This window comes from Leucogemmata humicola (assembly GCF_055379415.1).
The window spans coordinates 3,248,095-3,264,480 of sequence record NZ_AP040875.1; the positions used below are offsets into that span (position 1 = coordinate 3,248,095).

Annotated in this window: 16 protein-coding genes; 2 read left to right on the forward strand and 14 right to left on the reverse strand. The window is 62.6% G+C overall.

Annotation, left to right across the window (positions count from 1 at the left end; genetic code table 11):
- Positions 1-50 precede the first annotated feature (50 nt).
- Entirely contained in the window at positions 51-1,220 is a 1,170-nt protein-coding gene (locus tag AC6H4Z_RS13600; RefSeq protein WP_497542503.1) for a sensor histidine kinase, read from the forward strand.
- Positions 1,217-2,032 (forward strand): LytR/AlgR family response regulator transcription factor, encoded by an 816-nt coding sequence (locus AC6H4Z_RS13605; RefSeq protein WP_497542504.1) that lies wholly within the window; start codon positions 1,217-1,219, stop codon positions 2,030-2,032. Before AC6H4Z_RS13600 ends, AC6H4Z_RS13605 begins: the two co-directional genes overlap by 4 nt.
- Here AC6H4Z_RS13605 and AC6H4Z_RS13610 read toward each other — a convergent pair whose 3' ends face one another.
- The 14 genes from AC6H4Z_RS13610 to uvrC form a co-directional block, all read right to left on the reverse strand.
- Positions 2,033-3,304: a dicarboxylate/amino acid:cation symporter gene (locus AC6H4Z_RS13610; protein ID WP_497542505.1), complete on the reverse strand. Its 1,272-nt coding sequence runs from the start codon at positions 3,302-3,304 to the stop codon at positions 2,033-2,035.
- A complete protein-coding gene (locus tag AC6H4Z_RS13615) occupies positions 3,305-3,850 on the reverse strand; it encodes an adenine phosphoribosyltransferase (RefSeq protein ID WP_497542506.1) in 546 nt (181 codons plus the stop codon).
- 4 nt (positions 3,851-3,854) lie between these two features.
- Positions 3,855-4,124 (reverse strand): acylphosphatase, encoded by a 270-nt coding sequence (locus tag AC6H4Z_RS13620; RefSeq protein ID WP_497542507.1) that lies wholly within the window; start codon positions 4,122-4,124, stop codon positions 3,855-3,857.
- On the reverse strand, positions 4,124-4,789 hold the full coding sequence (locus AC6H4Z_RS13625; RefSeq protein ID WP_497542508.1) for a protein-L-isoaspartate(D-aspartate) O-methyltransferase: 666 nt from the start codon (positions 4,787-4,789) through the stop codon (positions 4,124-4,126). The genes AC6H4Z_RS13620 and AC6H4Z_RS13625 overlap by 1 nt, the downstream gene beginning before the upstream one ends.
- A complete protein-coding gene (surE, locus tag AC6H4Z_RS13630) occupies positions 4,774-5,538 on the reverse strand; it encodes a 5'/3'-nucleotidase SurE (RefSeq protein ID WP_497542509.1) in 765 nt (254 codons plus the stop codon). Before surE ends, AC6H4Z_RS13625 begins: the two co-directional genes overlap by 16 nt.
- Positions 5,539-5,542: 4 nt before the next feature.
- Positions 5,543-5,911, reverse strand: coding sequence for a MerR family transcriptional regulator (locus AC6H4Z_RS13635; protein WP_497542510.1), 369 nt, complete (start codon positions 5,909-5,911; stop codon positions 5,543-5,545).
- Positions 5,908-6,903 (reverse strand): NAD(P)H-dependent glycerol-3-phosphate dehydrogenase, encoded by a 996-nt coding sequence (locus AC6H4Z_RS13640; protein WP_497542511.1) that lies wholly within the window; start codon positions 6,901-6,903, stop codon positions 5,908-5,910. The genes AC6H4Z_RS13635 and AC6H4Z_RS13640 overlap by 4 nt, the downstream gene beginning before the upstream one ends.
- Before the next feature lies 1 nt (position 6,904).
- Entirely contained in the window at positions 6,905-7,630 is a 726-nt protein-coding gene (gene plsY, locus AC6H4Z_RS13645; RefSeq protein WP_497542512.1) for a glycerol-3-phosphate 1-O-acyltransferase PlsY, read from the reverse strand.
- Complete coding sequence (gene der, locus AC6H4Z_RS13650) at positions 7,627-8,937, reverse strand: ribosome biogenesis GTPase Der (RefSeq protein ID WP_497542513.1); 1,311 nt, start codon at positions 8,935-8,937, stop codon at positions 7,627-7,629. The genes plsY and der overlap by 4 nt, the downstream gene beginning before the upstream one ends.
- Complete coding sequence (locus tag AC6H4Z_RS13655; protein ID WP_497542514.1) at positions 8,934-10,232, reverse strand: DUF512 domain-containing protein; 1,299 nt, start codon at positions 10,230-10,232, stop codon at positions 8,934-8,936. Before AC6H4Z_RS13655 ends, der begins: the two co-directional genes overlap by 4 nt.
- Before the next feature lie 205 nt (positions 10,233-10,437).
- Positions 10,438-12,063, reverse strand: a complete 1,626-nt coding sequence (locus AC6H4Z_RS13660; RefSeq protein ID WP_497542515.1) for a tetratricopeptide repeat protein — start codon at positions 12,061-12,063, stop codon at positions 10,438-10,440.
- Positions 12,064-12,124: 61 nt separating this feature from the next.
- Positions 12,125-13,303 carry a nickel pincer cofactor biosynthesis protein LarC gene (gene larC, locus AC6H4Z_RS13665; protein WP_497542516.1) on the reverse strand — a complete coding sequence of 393 codons (1,179 nt, stop codon included), beginning with the start codon at positions 13,301-13,303 and terminating at the stop codon, positions 12,125-12,127.
- Entirely contained in the window at positions 13,303-14,448 is a 1,146-nt protein-coding gene (locus AC6H4Z_RS13670; protein ID WP_497542517.1) for a threonine synthase, read from the reverse strand. The genes larC and AC6H4Z_RS13670 overlap by 1 nt, the downstream gene beginning before the upstream one ends.
- Positions 14,445-16,370 carry an excinuclease ABC subunit UvrC gene (uvrC, locus tag AC6H4Z_RS13675; RefSeq protein ID WP_497542518.1) on the reverse strand — a complete coding sequence of 642 codons (1,926 nt, stop codon included), beginning with the start codon at positions 16,368-16,370 and terminating at the stop codon, positions 14,445-14,447. Before uvrC ends, AC6H4Z_RS13670 begins: the two co-directional genes overlap by 4 nt.
- Positions 16,371-16,386 lie beyond the last annotated feature (16 nt).

Below are 16,386 nucleotides of genomic sequence, written 5' to 3' on the forward strand. Positions count from 1 at the left end.
TCCTCGTGTCTTGCTCATTAGACGCTGACGCGAAGAGTTCCATCCACGCTGTGTCACCAACTGCACGCACGCGTCACGAAATGCCGGAAATCGAGCACGAACGGCACGCCAGAGACCGCTTCAGACTTCGCCCGGGCGAAGTGCTGGGGATTCTGGTGTTCTGGGCCTTCCTCGCAGCGCTCACGGCTACAGGTCGTCTTCTCGACCCGCGGCTGCCCGAGCGTCCGGAAGTCTCGTCGGCGCTCATTTCGCTGGCGTTCATCGAGTATTCCATCTGGGCGGCGCTCACGATCCCGATCGCATGGGTCGTCAACCGGCTCAGCCGCGAGACCGACAATCAGGCTGTCAGAATTCTCGTGTTCGTCGGCTTTGGCGTACTCATCGCCATTGCGGTGGACACGACGTTGTTGCAGGCGCGCATCCATTTGCTGCCGCCCTTCCCTGGCCGGCCGCCACGCGCCGGCGGCTATAGCAACATCATTCGCTTCGAGTTTCTCGACGACCTGATGGTGTACTTTGCCGTGCTCGGCGCGGCACTGGCTCGCAACTACTTCCTGCGCTACCAGTTACGGCTCGAAGAGACGCAGGCGCTCAGGGCCGAGGCCGCCCTGTTGCAGGCCCGACTCGCCGAAGCGCAACTCGCGGTGCTGCGAACGCAACTCAATCCGCACTTTCTGTTCAACACGCTGCACGCGATCTCGAGCCTCGTCGAGCGCGATCCGCGCGGCGTTCGTCGAATGATCGCCCGACTAAGCGATCTCCTCCGACACACGCTCGAACAGACCAGTGAACAGGAAGTCTCGCTCGATCGCGAGCTCGAGCTGCTCGGGCGCTATCTCGACATCATGGAAGTGAGGTTCCAAGGCCGGCTCGACGTGACGCAGAAGATCGACGACGATGTTCGCGATGCGCTCGTCCCCAACCTCGTGCTTCAACCACTCGTTGAGAATGCGCTCAAGCATGGCGTGACGGCGATCGAGGGACCCGGTCGCGTCGACATCACGGCGCGCAGATCGAATGGCAGCGTCGTACTCAGCGTTCGCGACAACGGCCCCGGCCCGGCAACACCAAACGTCGACGGCCTTGGGCTTCGCAACACGACGGCGCGCCTGTCGCAACTTTATGGAGAGAAGCAGCACTTCTCACTGCGCGCTGCCCCCGGCGGCGGAACGATCGCCGAGGTGACGCTGCCCTACCGCTCCGCTGGGACAACGAAGTGAGTAGCACACCAACACTCGGCGTGTTGATCGTCGACGACGAGCCACTCGCGCGTCAACGCATCATCGATCTGCTCGCACACGAAGAAAACGTCGCCATCCTCGGAACCGCCGATACCGGCACGGCCGCGGTCGACGCGATCAAGCGGCTGTCGCCCGACCTCGTGTTCCTCGACGTGCAGATGCCTGGAATGACTGGACTCGATGTGGTTCGAACGATCGGCCCGGCAGCGATGCCGGCGACGATCTTCGTCACGGCATTCGACCAGCACGCGTTGCAAGCGTTCGACCTCGCGGCGCTCGACTATCTCGTGAAGCCTTTCGACGACGAACGCTTCGAGCAGGCGCTGCGTCGCGCGCGTCGACTCACCGCGCTCGAAGATACCGGTCGTCTCCACGAGCAACTGCTATCGGTCCTGCGCGGTGAGCCTGCCCGACAACCGGCGCCAACGCCGTCAGAAGCGACGGCGGCGCCAACGCACTTCGTCGATCGCATTCCAATCGAATCGCGCGGCAAGGTCAAGTTCCTGCCGGTGTCGCAGATCGATTACATCATATCGAGTGGACCGTACGCCGAAGTCGTCGCGGCAGGTAGAAAGCACCTGATTCGCGAAGCGATGCAAGCGCTCGAGGACCGACTCGACCCCGAGCAGTTTGCGCGCATTCATCGATCGACGATCGTGCGGTTAGACCGTGTCGATACCCTGCACCGCGGATCGGGCGGCGAGTACGACGTTCAGCTCCGCGACGGCACTCGGCTTCGCGTGAGTCGATCGCGACGCGATGCGCTCGCCGCGAGACTCGGAATGACCTGACTAGGCTCTCGCGGCGCGGCGCTCTTCGCGTAGTTCGTCGATGGCGCGAACTCGCTGCCGGTCGTCGAACGCGCCTTCGCTTCGCGCCACGACGAGCGTCGCCGCGCCGTTGCCAATGAGGTTCGTGATCGACCGCGCCTCACTCATGAATCGATCAACGCCCAACACCAGCGCAATTCCCTCGATCGGCACGATCTGGAGCGCCGAGAGCGTGCTCGCGAGCACAATGAACCCGGAGCCGGTCACGCCGGCCGCTCCCTTCGACGTCAACATGAGCACACCGAGTAGCTCCAGCTGTTGCGTCACGCTCATGTGTACGCCGAACGCCTGCGCGATGAAGATCGACGCCATCGACAGGTAGATCGATGTCCCGTCGAGATTGAACGAGTAGCCGGCCGGAATCACGAGGCCAACGACTGGCTTCGCGCAACCATAGCGCTCCATCTTCGCCAGCATCCTCGGCAGCGCAGCTTCCGACGACGATGTGCCGAGGACGATGAGAATCTCCTCTCGGATGAACGACAGGTATTGCCAGAGGCTGAAGCCGTACATCCGCAGCACGAGATTCAGCACGATGAAAATGAACAGCGCCATCGTCGTGTATACGGCAAGCATCAGGCGGCCGAGCGGCAGCAGTGCAGCGACCCCGAAGTTGCCGATGGTGTACGCCATCGCGCCGAACGCGCCGATCGGCGCAACGACCATGATGATCGCCACGATTCGGAAGAACACGCGCGACAATGCATCGAACACGATCGTGAGCGGCTTCCCTGATTCTCCGAGCATCGCCAGGCCGGAGCCGAACAACACCGCGATGAATACCACCTGCAGCATGTCACCGCGCACGAACGCATCGGCCATGCTCGACGGCACGACGTGCGTGATGAAATCGACGAACGTCAGCGCCTTCCCCTGCGTGACATACGCGCTGATGTCAGGCTTCGCGAGCGTCGCCACGGCGAGACCGGCGCCGGGTTTCATCAGGTTCACGACGACGAGCCCAATGACAAGCGCGAACGTCGTCACGATCTCGAAGTAGAGCAACGCCTTTCCACCAACGCGCCCAACCTTCTTGAGATCGTGCATGTTCGCGATTCCGAGCACGATCGTGAGAAACACGACCGGCGCGATGACCATCTTGACCAGGTTCACGAACGTGTCGCCGATGGGCTTCATCTTGCGCGCGACGTCGGGCGCCGCGATACCAAGCGCAATACCCAGCGCGATCGCGACGAGAACCTGGAACGTGAGATTTTTGTGAATCGCCCGCATTCAGTAAGTCATCACCGACGCGACGTTGTGGCTGCCGAGCCTCGCCACACCAGGGAGAAAGCTCAGCGACATGAGGAAGGAGAATCCAACGACCTGCGCACCAAGCGATTCGACCAACCGACGTGTGGCGTCGGCAGTACCGCCGGTCGCCAGGACGTCGTCCACGATCAACACACGAGCAGGAGGCGCCCACGCGTCGGCGTGAATTTCGAGTGAATCGGTGCCGTACTCGAGGTCATACGTCTCACGTCGCGTGACCGCTGGCAGTTTACCCGGCTTTCTCACGGGAATGAACCCGGCGCCAAGCCGCTGCGCCACCGGACCACCTAGGATGAAGCCCCGGCTTTCGATCGCTACGACGTGACTGATTTCCGCGTCCGTGAACGGCGCAGCCATCGCCTCTGTGGCCGCACTGAAAGCCTCGGGTTCGGCAAGCAGCGGCGTGATGTCCTTGAACAAGATGCCGGGCTTTGGGTAGTCCGGAATGTCCCGAATCAGAGTCTGCAACCGCCGTCGTACATCGTCGCTGATTCGAGAGTCAGGCACGTCGCTACCTCAGGATGGTGAACGGTCGAGCGAGAAGCTCGCTCGTCACGCCCTGATCATCAAGCGCCGAAACGACCGCGCCTTCAGGTCCCGTCTCCAGCGCCGCGCGAAGAGATTCGATCGCTGATTCACTGCCGTCGGCTTCGACTTCCACGGCGCCGTCAGGCCGATTGCGCACCCATCCCGCGAGGTCGAGCGCACGCGCCGCTTCGCGGACGAACCAACGAAAGCCGACGCCCTGCACGCGACCGCGCACGACGACGTGAATGCGCATTACTGGCCGTCGCCAGCGCTCCAGCCGTGTGAACCGACGAGCGGAACGAAACGCACCGGCGCAACCTCCTGCATCTCGAACTTGTCGCCCTTTCGTTGGGCGACGACGAGCTTCTGCTCGTTGCGATCTCCCACCGGCACTAGAAGTCGCCCGCCTTCGGCCAACTGCTCGAGGAGCGGCTGAGGGACCGACGGCGCACCGGCACCGACGAGGATCGCATCGTACGGCGCGTACTCGCGCCAGCCAACCGTTCCGTCGCCGAGGAGCAGTGACACGTTGCGAACGCCCTCGCGCTGAATGGCCTCGCGCGCCATCTGCATGATCGCGGGAATACGCTCGATCGAGAACACCTGCGCCACGAGATGCGCGAGCAGCACGGTTTGATATCCGGAACCCGTTCCGATCTCGAGCACGCGCTCCTTCCCCGTGAGCTTGAGCAGTTCGAGGTACCGCGCGTGCACGAACGGCTGCGAAATGGTCTGGCCGCTGCCAATCGGCAACGACGAGTCCTCATATGCGCGATGCCGCAGCCCCGTGGGCACGAACGTGTGCCTCGGCGTCATCTCGATGGCGCGCAGCACGGCGAGGTCGCGAATACCCTTCTGCTGCAAGGTCTCGACCAGTCGCTCTCGTGCGCCGCGAAATTCTTCTACAGGTCGCGCCACCACGTCTCTGCCCCCTGAAGTACGTCATGGTGCGTCAGATCGAGCTTGAGCGGCGTCACGGACACGTACCGCTCGTCGATTGCGCGAAAATCCGAATCCGGCTCCCCCGTCCAACTCATCTCGCCGCCGCCAATCCAATAAATCTGACGGCCCCACGGGTCCTTCATCGGTGCAACGGACTTCGAGTACACCCGCCGCCCAAGTCGCGTCAATCGTACCCCCTTCACTTCACTGGCCGACACCGGCGGAAGGTTCACGTTGAACAACGTGTCCGCTGGAAAACTCGGCAGCGACGTGAGGTGCTTCAGTAGCGGCGTGAGAACCTTCACCTGCTCGTTCAGGTTGTCGACGTCGCTGCGTACATCGCCGCGCGCCGCGAACGAAATCGCGATCGACGGAATACCAAGCGCCAAGCCCTCCATTGCCGCCGCAACGGTGCCTGAGTACAGCACGTCTTCGCCCATGTTCTGCCCGTGATTGACACCGCTCAGCACAAAGTCGGGCCGTCCGTCCATCAGCGCCTCGAGCGCGAGCATCACGCAGTCGGTTGGCGTACCATCAACCTGCCAGCGTCGTTCGCCGCGCGACACCGGACGCACAGGATGATGCAGGGTGAGCGAATGGCTCGTTGCGCTCTGCTCACGATCGGGGGCAACAACCGTCACTTCGCCCAGCGGACTCGCTGCCTTGACGAGACACTCGATGCCGTGTGCGAGGATGCCGTCGTCGTTGGTAACTAGCAAGCGCATCGCGTCAGTCGGCCAGATTGTTTGCGCCAAGAAGTCCCACGAGCTCCTTGAGATCGGATTCGAGCGACTCCAGCGACTGCACAGCGAGCGCGCCACGCGCGACAACCTTGAGATCACCGCCCTTGCGATGCTCGTCGACTTTCTGACGCGCACCTTCGATGGTGTACTTCTCATCGTACAACAAATGCTTCACGAGCATGATCAGGTCGACTTCACGGCGCTGATACACGCGATTTCCCGAGCGGTTTTTCGCCGGACTCAGAAAGCGAAACTGGCTCTCCCAATACCGAAGCACATGCGGCTTCAATCCGGTGAGATCGCAGACTTCGCCGATCGAGAAGAATTCTTGAACTGGGTCGGATGCTGGGCTCACGGGTCTTGCTCCGATCGTAGCTCGCGAGTCATCAACTCGGACACGGCGGTCCGAGCCACGTGACCCTCGAACAAAACACGGTTGACCATCTCTACAATCGGCATGGCGACGCCATGGCGATGCGCGAGCGCACGCGCGCTCGCCGCGGTGACCACGCCTTCAGCGACCGTCTCCTTTCCCTCGAGCGCGCGTTCGAGCGTCGCGCCCTTGCCGATCTCGATGCCGATTGCGCGATTGCGACTCAACCCGCCGGTGCACGTCAGCACGAGATCGCCGAGTCCAGCGAGCCCCGCGAACGTCGATGCGTGCGCACCGACGGCGACACCGAGTCGTGTCATCTCATGCAATCCGCGCGTAATGAGCGCTGCGCGCGTGTTGTGGCCAAGTCCAACGCCCTCGACGACGCCTGTTGCGACGGCCATCACGTTCTTGAGTGAACCACCAAGCTCGACGCCCGGAACATCGTCGTGCGTGTAGACGCGGAAGGTCGTATTGCTGAATGCGAGTTGCGTGACGAGCGCCGCTCGCTGATTGATCGATGCCGCAACGACAGCCGTTGGCTGTTTTGCCACGACCTCCGCCGCGAAGCTCGGCCCCGAGATCCCAACGACGTCATGACTCGGCGCCGCACCCGCAACGACCTCGGTCATGAGCGATAGCGTCTCCTGTTCAATGCCTTTCGTGGCAACGACAAGGATGGCATCGCGTTCGAGAAACGGCGCGCACTCCATGACGACGCGGCGAAGGTGCGCCGACGGTGTAGCAAAAACGACGAGCGCCGCGCCGCGGACTGCTTCTCCGTGCGAGTTCGTCGATCGTAGTCGATTAGAGATCGCAAATCCGGCGAGAAAGCGGCGGTTCTCGTGCGCCGTGTTGATCGACTCAGCGACGTCGGGCTCCAACGCCCACACGAGCGTGTCGTGCCCATTGATCGCGAGCAGATCGGCGAGTGCAGTACCCCATGCCCCTGCGCCAACGACCGCGCATCGCATTTTACGCGACCCTCGTTGCGAAGAAGATCGCGAGAATGACGATGAGGCCTATGGCCAGCGATGCGGTCCAGGTCGCCGACAGACGGCGCTTACCAAAGCGATGCTCTTCGCCATTCCGCAGACGAGTAATGTTCGCGCGATGCGTCCAGAACACGAACACCGCCACGAGCGCGCTCATGATGAATATTGGCGAATGAAGCCCGACCGTCAGCGCCAATAGCACCGGCAGGGCCAGCGCGCTCGTCAACGAGCCGAGCGACACGAAGCCGCTCGTGAGCAACACGACCGCGAACACGACTAGCGCGAGTAGCGTTTGAAGCGGCGCCAGGGCGATGAACACGCCAGCGGCAGTCGCTACGCCTTTTCCGCCTTTACCAAACTTTAAATAGATCGGTCGAACGTGACCAATGATTGCGGCGATGCCACACATGATCGCGGCAATCGTAACGCTGCCCCACGGCCACGCCGACGGCGGAAGCAAATGTTGCGCAAGCAACACGGGCACAGCGCCCTTCGCCATGTCGAACGCGAACACGGCGATACCGATCTTGGCGCCAAGCACGCGAATGACGTTGGTGGCGCCAAGGTTGCCGGAGCCATGCTTGCGCAGGTCGACGCCCTTCAGCCGGCCGGCGATGAACGCCGCCGGAATTGATCCGAGCAGATACGAGGCGACGATCGCGGCGACCAAGGGCATCGCGGTCACTTCGCTCATCGCTTCGGTCATCCCGCTTTGCGCCTCATCAGAATGCGGAGCGGATTTCCCGTGAAACCCCAGAAACCACGGAACCCATTGTGGAGGTAGCGCACGTAGTGCTCTTCCACGAGATCCGGCGCGTTGCCAAATACGGCGATGGTCGGCGGACTCGTCTCCACCTGCGTGGCGTAATTGAGCTTGATCTCGCGCCCAGCTGCCTGCGGCGGCTGAAGGCGCGCCAACAACTCGCCAAGCTTCTGGTTCACTTCGGACGTCGTGATCCGCTTCGAGCGTTCGGCTTCGACCTGCAGAAGCACATCGAGCACACGACTGACGCGCTGGCCCGTGAGCGCCGACGTGAACAGAAACGGAACGAACTTCAGAAACGGCGCCTTTTCACCGGCTTTCTTCTCGTACTTCGCCGTCGCTTTGTCGTCCTTCTCTGCCAAATCCCACTTGTTGACGATCATGATCAACCCACGACCTGCTTCCCACGCCAACGCGGCGATCTTGAGATCCTGATTCTGGATCTCGCCTTCGGTCGCGTCGACCATGAGAATGCAGATATCGGCACGCTCGATTGCGCGGCGCGTACGGAGCGACGAGTAAAACTCGATGCCGTCGTCGATCTTGCTCTGTCGACGAAGACCTGCCGTGTCCACGAAGATGATCTGGCGATCATGGTACCGCATTGGCGTATCGATCGAGTCGCGCGTCGTGCCCGCGATCTCCGACACCACGAGCCGGTTCTGCCCGAGCAGCTTGTTGACGAACGACGACTTGCCGACGTTCGGCTTGCCAATCACGGCAACGCGGAGCGCGGCTTCCTTCTCTGGCTCAGCGGCCGGCAGTCGAGCGATCAACGCGTCGAGCATGTCGCCTGAGCCCTTACCATTGATCGCCGAAACCGGGAAAACTTCGTCGACGCCAAGCGCGTAGAACTCGTAGTAGTCCGTCGAGCGCGGATCGTCGACCTTGTTCGCCGCGATCATCCACGGCTTGCGCGAATTACGCAGCAATTCGGCGACGTGATAGTCGCTCGGATGCAGTCCGACCTTTGCGTCGACGACGAGCACGAGGAAATCGGCTTCGCCCATCGCCTCGTCCACCTGGCGGCGAATCTCGACGTCCATTGGCGTATGCGGATCGTCGGCAATGCCGCCGGTGTCGACGAGCCAGAACGACTGCCCCGCCCAATCGGTCTCCGCAAAGTGACGATCGCGCGTCGTTCCCGCCTCTTCCGAGACGATGGCGCTGTCGTCACCGACGATGCGATTGAACAACGCTGATTTCCCGACATTCGGTCGGCCTATCAGTGCAACAACTGGAATGCTCATGCGGCTGCCTCGGCAACGCGTGGCTCACCTTCATGCACGAGCACGTCGATGAAATCGTAGGATGGATATACAGGCATGGTCATCTCTTCGCGCACCGTGATGAACGGCTCGTCGTCGAGGAACACACCGTGGTCGTTGATGCACTCGGCCGGTATCAGCGCGAGATCGAGATCGTGGCGATCGGCCAGCGCACGACGAATGTCGGCACCGACCAGCAAACCAGCCGTTGTTGTCGTCGGACCAAAGAGTGAGTTCTCGGTCACGATCAACTCGAACGACGCACCAGTTGCCTCTTTGAGCTGCTCGAGCAGTTCGGGCATGAGGCCAGCCATGGAAACGCCCGTCACGACGCCAATGCGGCGTCCCTCGAGGCGTGGAAGCGTTGCGAGGCCCTCTCGGACACGCATGCGCAGTGCGGCAACCGCACCAACGCCATTCTCGATCTGGGCGAAGTCCTCGTAGTGTTCGGCGTCGGGCAGTGGACGCTCGGCGAGCAGATAGAGCTCGTCGGAGCCGTTCACCCACGAATGCCCGCGCTCCTCGCGCGCACGCGCCGCCCATCGCTCGACGGTGTCCAACAGCGTTCGCGCGTTGTCACGGTCCATCGATTTGCCCGTGTACAGATGCGAGAACTGCGTCAGGCCAACGGGAACGATTGCGACCGACAGACACGCATCGCCAAGGTTCCACAGGTCCGTGAACGACTCCTCGAGTACGTCGCCATCGTTCAACCCCGGGACGATGACCATCTGTCCGTGGAACTGAATTCCGCCCTCGGCGAGCCGCGTGAGTTGCTCGACGATATTCGGCACGCGCGGGTTGTTGAGCAGGACCTTGCGGGCTTCCCACGGAGTCGCGTGCACCGAGATGTACAAGGGCGACAGGCGATACTCGAGAATTCGCGCGATATCGCGCTCTTTCATGTTCGAGAGCGTCGCGAAATTACCGTAGGCGAATGACAGACGATAATCGTCATCGCGCACATAGAGGGGCTTTCGGAGTCCTTTGGGCAGACCCTCGATGAAGCAGAACTCGCAGCGATTGGCGCACCGGCGGATTGTGGGCGGCTCCAACTCCACGCCCATCGATTCCCCTTCCGGTCGCTCGATCTCGTAAACGACGGCCTCACCATCGGGGAGGCGCGCTTCGATGACCAGTTCGTCGTCGGCAGTCAGGAATTCCCAGTCGAGAAAATCGGCGAGATCGCGACCGTTGACCGTGAGCAACTCGGTCCCCGCCACGATCCCTAACTCCTCCGCAATACTCCCGTCCTGGACCCCTTTGACGCGAACCATTCACCCACCATTGCAATAGGGGAGACCACTGGAGCGATCTCCCCCAAAATGACGAACTGAGCAAACCGACCTTGGTATTTCGGCGACAAAAACGTCGCGTGCTGCGATCGGCCTTAGCTCATGCAATGTAGGAGATCAGTGGGCCGAAAACAAGCTAAATGGCTGACTTGGCCGCTTTCGGCCCACCGATACTTCACTGCTTACTTCAGGGAATCGCCGGGTAGCGGAAGGCTACGATTCCAGCACCGGTTCCAGTCGCGTTGAACGCCGCGGCCGTGTGCGGCGCAACCGACGGAAGGCTGATTTCCTGCGACGAAACCACGTTGCCAGCCTTGTCGAGGAACTCGACCTTGAAGGCGAACGCACGAGCCGCGTCGGTCTGGTTCGTCACGTTGCCACCGATCGTGGTCTTCGCATCGGTCGGCGTGAATTCGGTGAACACGACCTTCGCCGGAAGCTTGGTCATGACCGCCTGATACTTGAGCGCCGAGTCGATCGTGACGGCCGACGAATCCGTGTACGCCTTGATGACCGGATTGATCTTCGCAGCAGAGTCGATGTTCGCCTTCATCACCGCGGCGACCTTCGACGTGTTGGCACGCTGGCCGTACACCTTGGCCTTACCCTCGGCTTCCTTCAGCTTCGCGTCGTACTCCTTCTTCATGCTCGCGTACGCGATCGCGATCAGCTGGTAGTTATCCGGGTTCGACGGATCGACCGTGACGAGCTGGCGGGCCAACGGAAGGCCCTTGGTGTACGCGCTGTCGAGCAGGTACAGGCGCGACAGGTTGTACAGCACGTCGCGGTGATAGGGGTTCATCGCCCGCGCTGACTCGAACAGCTTGATCGCATCCTTGGTCTGGCCGGTGCGCGCCGCCGTGACGGCAGCGGACATCAGCGACGCGTACGAGAACGCGCCCGGATTCGCCAGCTGATCGCCGTACGAGGCCTTGATGGCCGTCGTGTCGCCGCTGAGCTGAGCGAGTCGCGCCTGGCCGTTGCGTGCCGCGTCAGCGTACTTGGTGCCCGGATCCTTGCCGAGCGCCTCGAACGCAGCCTTCGCCTCGGCCATGTAGGCCGCCTTGTCTTCGCCCGTGGCGCCGTCGTAGAGATCCGCCGCGTAGTTACCGACGGTCATCAACACGTTGCGACGATTGTCCTGCATCGCGGCCGACGTGTCCTTGGCTGCGAGCGCCGCTGCCTGCTTGTAGTAGTTGATCGCGTCCTTCGGCTGGTTCTTCTCCGCCGACGCCTTGGCGAGGACGAGATAGCCGTACGGAGCGTTCTTGTAGAGCTGGAGCGACCGCTTGGCGAGGTACACCGCGGAATCCGTCTGGCCCGGCGAGTTGCCGACTTCGATCGCGTGGTTCACGAGATCGACCCAGCCCTTCTGCTGGCGATAGGGACCCGTCTGCGAGATGCAGTCGGCGTTGGACGCCTCGACGATCGAGAACGCGGAGTCAATGCCGGCAACGAGATCGAACGCCGCCAACGTGTCAGTCTGGAAACCGACCGCACCACGCGTCGTGATGCCGTTCGACAGGCCGGGCTGACCCATCCACATGGAGAGGGCCTTGCCGTAGACCATCGCTCGGCCGACCGGGTTACGAGCCTTGTCGCCCTCGTTGAGCAGCTTCACGGCATCCTTGAGCGCCTTCGTGGCGTCTGCCGGCTTCGTCGCGCTCTGCGCGAGATTCAAGTCGAGCATCGCGCGCGCAACCTGCGCCGGATTACCCTCGTCGACGTCACATGCCTTTTGCTGCGCCCCGGCGGTGGCGGCCAAGCTGGCAACCATCAACGCGGGCAGAGCGCCTTTTCCCCAAACGAGCATCGGTCTCTCCTGAAGTATCTGCTCAAAAAAACGCCGGCCGGTAGGGCCCGGATTGCCTACACTAACCGTCTGAATACCGTTCCGCTTCTACTGCGGCCAATCGAGAAATATCCTGCAGAGGCCGTCCCGTCGCCAGTGCAACACGCTCAACATCCGCGAACTCCGGCTTCGCGCGCCGATTGCCGTTCGGCAATGTGACGAGCTTCGCCGCGACCGCGTGACCCAGGACGGTCAATTCGACCGTCTCCCGCGGTAGCGCTCGTCTCCGAACCGACCGCTGCCGCACTCCAATCGTCGTCGTCTCGGTGAATAGCAGCATTTCGATCGTCGAAACGTCCGCGGGCCGACACAACACTTCAACGCGCACACCCGGTCGTCCCCGCTTCATCGTCACCGACGCCAGCGTGACGTCCAGCGATCCCGCCGAACGCAAGCGATCAGTCACAGCAGCGAGGTACTCCGGACTCATATCGTCGATCTCGCACACCAGCTCCGTGAGTTCCTCCCCGGCGCCCGTCTTTGACTGCTCATCGGCGATGATGACGCGCAAGGCATTCGCGCGACCGCGAAAATCCTTTGTCCCAGCGCCGAACCCACTGCGCAGCGGAACGTATTCCGCCGGCGGAGGCCCCGACGACAACACTCGAACCAACGCAGCCCCCGTTGGCGTCACCAACTCGCCCGAGCCTTCGGGCCCTGGGCGCACGGGATGACCTTCGAGCAGCTTCAACGTCGCCGGCGCGGGCACCGGCAGGATCCCATGCGCCGCGCGCACAGTGCCGTCGCCGAGTGCAATGGTTCCCGCGTAGACGCGCTCTACGCCGAGCACATCGAGCCCCCAGATCACGCCCACGACATCGAGAATTGCGTCGACCGCTCCAACTTCGTGCAGATGCACTTCTTCGGGCGGCATACCGTGGATCTCGCCCTCGGCCGTCGCAATCGCCATGAACGCGCGATCGGCGAGCACGCGCACGCGCTCCGGCGCTCCGCTCGACGCGACGAGCTGTTTGATTTCTCTAATGTGCCGTCCGTGCGGCTGCGGCGGGATGTCGAAGTCGACTTTCTGGCACACGATCTCGCCACGAATGACTTCGCGGATTTCGACGCCGATGTCCGCGAGCCCGAGCACTCCGGGGAGTGCTCGCAGCCATTCGGGATCGAGCCCCACCTGCAACAGCGCACCAAGCGTCATGTCGCCCGCGATGCCGCTGAACGGATCGAAGATCGCGATCCGCATCAGAACCGGTACGACGCGCCGCTGCCCGTGTTGAACACGAGGACGCTCGCGCTGGACGGAATGCGGCCAGCCGCTACGAGCTGCTCCGTCACGGCGAGCGCGCATCCGCCTTCGGGCGCAGCATCCACGCCGCTCGCGCGCGAAAGCCGCAGCGTGGCTGCGTAGATCGCGTCTTCGCTCACGGAATGCGCATCACCCTTGCTCTCGTACAGAGCACGCAGGATGAGCCGATCACCCAGCGGGCCCGGTACGCGCAAACCGCTCGCATGCGTCGTTGGGTTCTCCCACGGTGTCGCCCGGTCGAGGCCCGCCTTGAACGCACGAATGATCGGCGCGCAGCCATCGGCCTGCGCCACCACCATGTGCGGCAGCGGAATGTCCTTCGACAACCAACCACCTTCGCGCATTTCGGCGAACACCTTCCACATGCCGATCAGCCCCGTGCCGCCGCCAGTTGGGTAGATGATGTGTGTAGGCAAATTCCAGTCGAGTTGCTCGGCCAACTCGATGCCCATCGTTTTCTTGCCCTCAATGCGATACGGCTCACGTAACGTCGAGATGTCGAAGTAGCCGCTCTCCGCGGCGAACGCGCGCGCCTGTTTCCCGGCGTCGCCAATGTGCCCCTGTACGAGCTGCAGATCAGCGCCGAGCGTGCGAATGGTGTCGAGGATGGGCTTGGGCGTTGTCTCAGGCGCGTAGACGCGCACTGGAAGGCCCGCTGCCGCCGCATAAGCTGTCAGTGCGGCACCTGCGTTGCCTGCGGTCGGAACGACCAACCCAGTCACGCCCAGGCCGCGAGCGCGCGTCACTGCCGCGCTCATTCCCCGCGCCTTGAATGACGCGGTTGGGTTGAGACCTTCGTCCTTCACCCACAGACGCGCCACGCCAATTTCCTTCGCGAGCTTTGGCAGCGACTGAAGCGGAGTGAGACCCTCGCCAAGCGATACGGGCGTTTCGCCGTCCTTGAGTGGCATCACCGGCGCGTATCGCCACATGTCCCAGCGTGGCGTTACCGCGGTGCGCGGCGGCATTGGAGAATCGTAACGGACGAGAAAGGGCTGCCCGCACGCGGGGCACACCGTAGCGCGCGCGTCGCCAGACTCGCGGACGTCACACGCAGAACATTCGAGATGCCAAGTGCTCACGGAATTTCGGTCGAAGGGTCAGGTGCTGCGTTGGGTGCTACTTCGTGAATAGCGTCGGGCGCGGATTCGTGTACAGCGTCGACTCCGTCTGCTGCTACCGGAACTGCAGTTGGCGAATTGTCGCGAAGCACGGCAAGAATTCGCTCCGCCGTCTTTTGCCCGAAGCCCGGCAACGCCGCAATCGCTTCGGGGGCCGCCTCGCGCACGCCCTGTAAGCTACCAAAGGCCGCCAGCAACTGACGACGCTTCGATTCGCCAACTCCCGGAATGCGCAGGAGCTCCGATGTGACCGTACGCATCGCGCGGCGTTTGCGCTGGAAGGTGATCGCGAAACGATGGGCCTCGTCGCGCGCCTGCTGCAGCACGCGCAGGGCCGGCGAGCGCCGCGACAGGCGCAATGATTCGCTCCGACCCAATACGAAGATCTCTTCCTCACGCTTCGCCAGACTAATCAGTGACATGGCGCCAAGGCCAAGCGCCTCCAGCGCGGCGTGCGCCGCATTGAGCTGGCCCTTTCCGCCGTCGATCACGACGAGGTCCGGAAGCGACTTCTCCTCTTCGATGCGACGAGTGAAAAACCGCGTGACCACTTCGTTCATCGACGCGAAGTCGTCGATGCCCTCGACAGTCTTCACCTTGAACTTGCGATACTCCGCGCGAAACGGACGGCCGTTCTGGAACCAGACACATGACGCCACGGTGTCCGTTCCCTGGGCATGCGAGATGTCGAAACACACCAACGAGCGCGGGACCTTTTGCAGTCCAAGCTGCCGCTGCAACTCGTAAATCGGATCGCCTGCCCGCTCGTCCGTCTCGTCGCCCGTGAGTCGCACTTCCTCGAGAAGATGGCGAGCGTTCTGCGTCGCGAGATCGACGAGTTCGCGACGCGGGCCGCGCTGTGGCGCGTGCACCTTCGTGCGCTCCAACGACGCTTCCACCAACTCTCGCTCGGCCGGATCGAAGGGAACGAGCAATTCTGCCGCGCGTTCGTCGAGCGGCAGATACTTCCCCGCCAGATACGCCTGCAACACCGCGTCGTCAGCCTCTCCTTCGAGGTTCTCGAGGAAAGCATGCTCGCGCGCCAACAGTTTCCCCGAGCGAATTCTCATCAGCGCGACGACGGCCGAGTCGCCGTCGCGCGCATACCCGACCACGTCGCGATCACCGCCCTCGATCGACAACACGACGGTCGGCTCCTCCATACGCTCGAGATGCTGCAACGCATCACGGAGCTCCGCGGCTCGCTCGAAGTCGAGCGACTCTGCGGCGAGCTGCATCCTCTCACGGACATGCCGTTCCACATCTCTGGTTTTTCCGTCGAGAAACAGCAAGACCTCGTCGATCATCGCGCGATACTCGGCCTGCGTTTGCGCGAGAATGCACGGAGCCTTGCACCGCTTGATGTAGTAGTCGAGGCAGGGCCGCTCGGGCATCTGCTTCGGCATGTCGTAGTTGCACGACCGCACGGTGAAGATCCGCTTCACGACGTTGAGCGCGCGACGCATCGCGCCGACATCGGTGTACGGTCCGAAGTACCGACTCCCATCGTCAGCGAGATGACGGGTCACCCAAACGCGCGGAAACGGTTCGGCAACCGTCACCTTGATGTACGGATACGACTTGTCGTCCCGCAGCGCGATGTTGTACTTCGGGTGGTACTCCTTGATCAGATTCGCTTCGAGGATCAGTGCGTGGGCTTCCGTCGGCACGACGATCGTCTCGAGACCGGCCACAGATAGCATCAGCGCGCGCGTCTTGATGCTCTCGGCGTGATCGCCAGTGACGTAGCTGCGCACGCGTGATCTCAGGCGCTTGGCCTTGCCTACGTACAGCACCGTTCCGTCCGCGTCGCGCCAGAGATATACCCCGGGCGACTCCGGCAAATGCGGGATCTTATCGAGGACGGAATCGGGAACGGCCATGACTGAATAATACCCC

Excerpts from the sequence above, each read along its gene's own strand:
- surE (WP_497542509.1), bottom strand. The coding sequence starts at position 5,538 with ATGCGCTTGCTAGTTACCAACGACGACGGCATCCTCGCACACGGCATC.
- der (WP_497542513.1), bottom strand. The coding sequence starts at position 8,937 with ATGAGCATTCCAGTTGTTGCACTGATAGGCCGACCGAATGTCGGGAAA.
- AC6H4Z_RS13640 (WP_497542511.1), bottom strand. The coding sequence starts at position 6,903 with ATGCGATGCGCGGTCGTTGGCGCAGGGGCATGGGGTACTGCACTCGCC.
- AC6H4Z_RS13655 (WP_497542514.1), bottom strand. The coding sequence starts at position 10,232 with ATGGTTCGCGTCAAAGGGGTCCAGGACGGGAGTATTGCGGAGGAGTTA.
- larC (WP_497542516.1), bottom strand. The coding sequence starts at position 13,303 with ATGCGGATCGCGATCTTCGATCCGTTCAGCGGCATCGCGGGCGACATG.
- AC6H4Z_RS13610 (WP_497542505.1), bottom strand. The coding sequence starts at position 3,304 with ATGCGGGCGATTCACAAAAATCTCACGTTCCAGGTTCTCGTCGCGATC.
- AC6H4Z_RS13660 (WP_497542515.1), bottom strand. The coding sequence starts at position 12,063 with ATGCTCGTTTGGGGAAAAGGCGCTCTGCCCGCGTTGATGGTTGCCAGC.
- AC6H4Z_RS13620 (WP_497542507.1), bottom strand. The coding sequence starts at position 4,124 with ATGCGCATTCACGTCGTCGTGCGCGGTCGCGTGCAGGGCGTCGGCTTT.
- uvrC (WP_497542518.1), bottom strand. The coding sequence starts at position 16,370 with ATGGCCGTTCCCGATTCCGTCCTCGATAAGATCCCGCATTTGCCGGAG.
- plsY (WP_497542512.1), bottom strand. The coding sequence starts at position 7,630 with ATGACCGAAGCGATGAGCGAAGTGACCGCGATGCCCTTGGTCGCCGCG.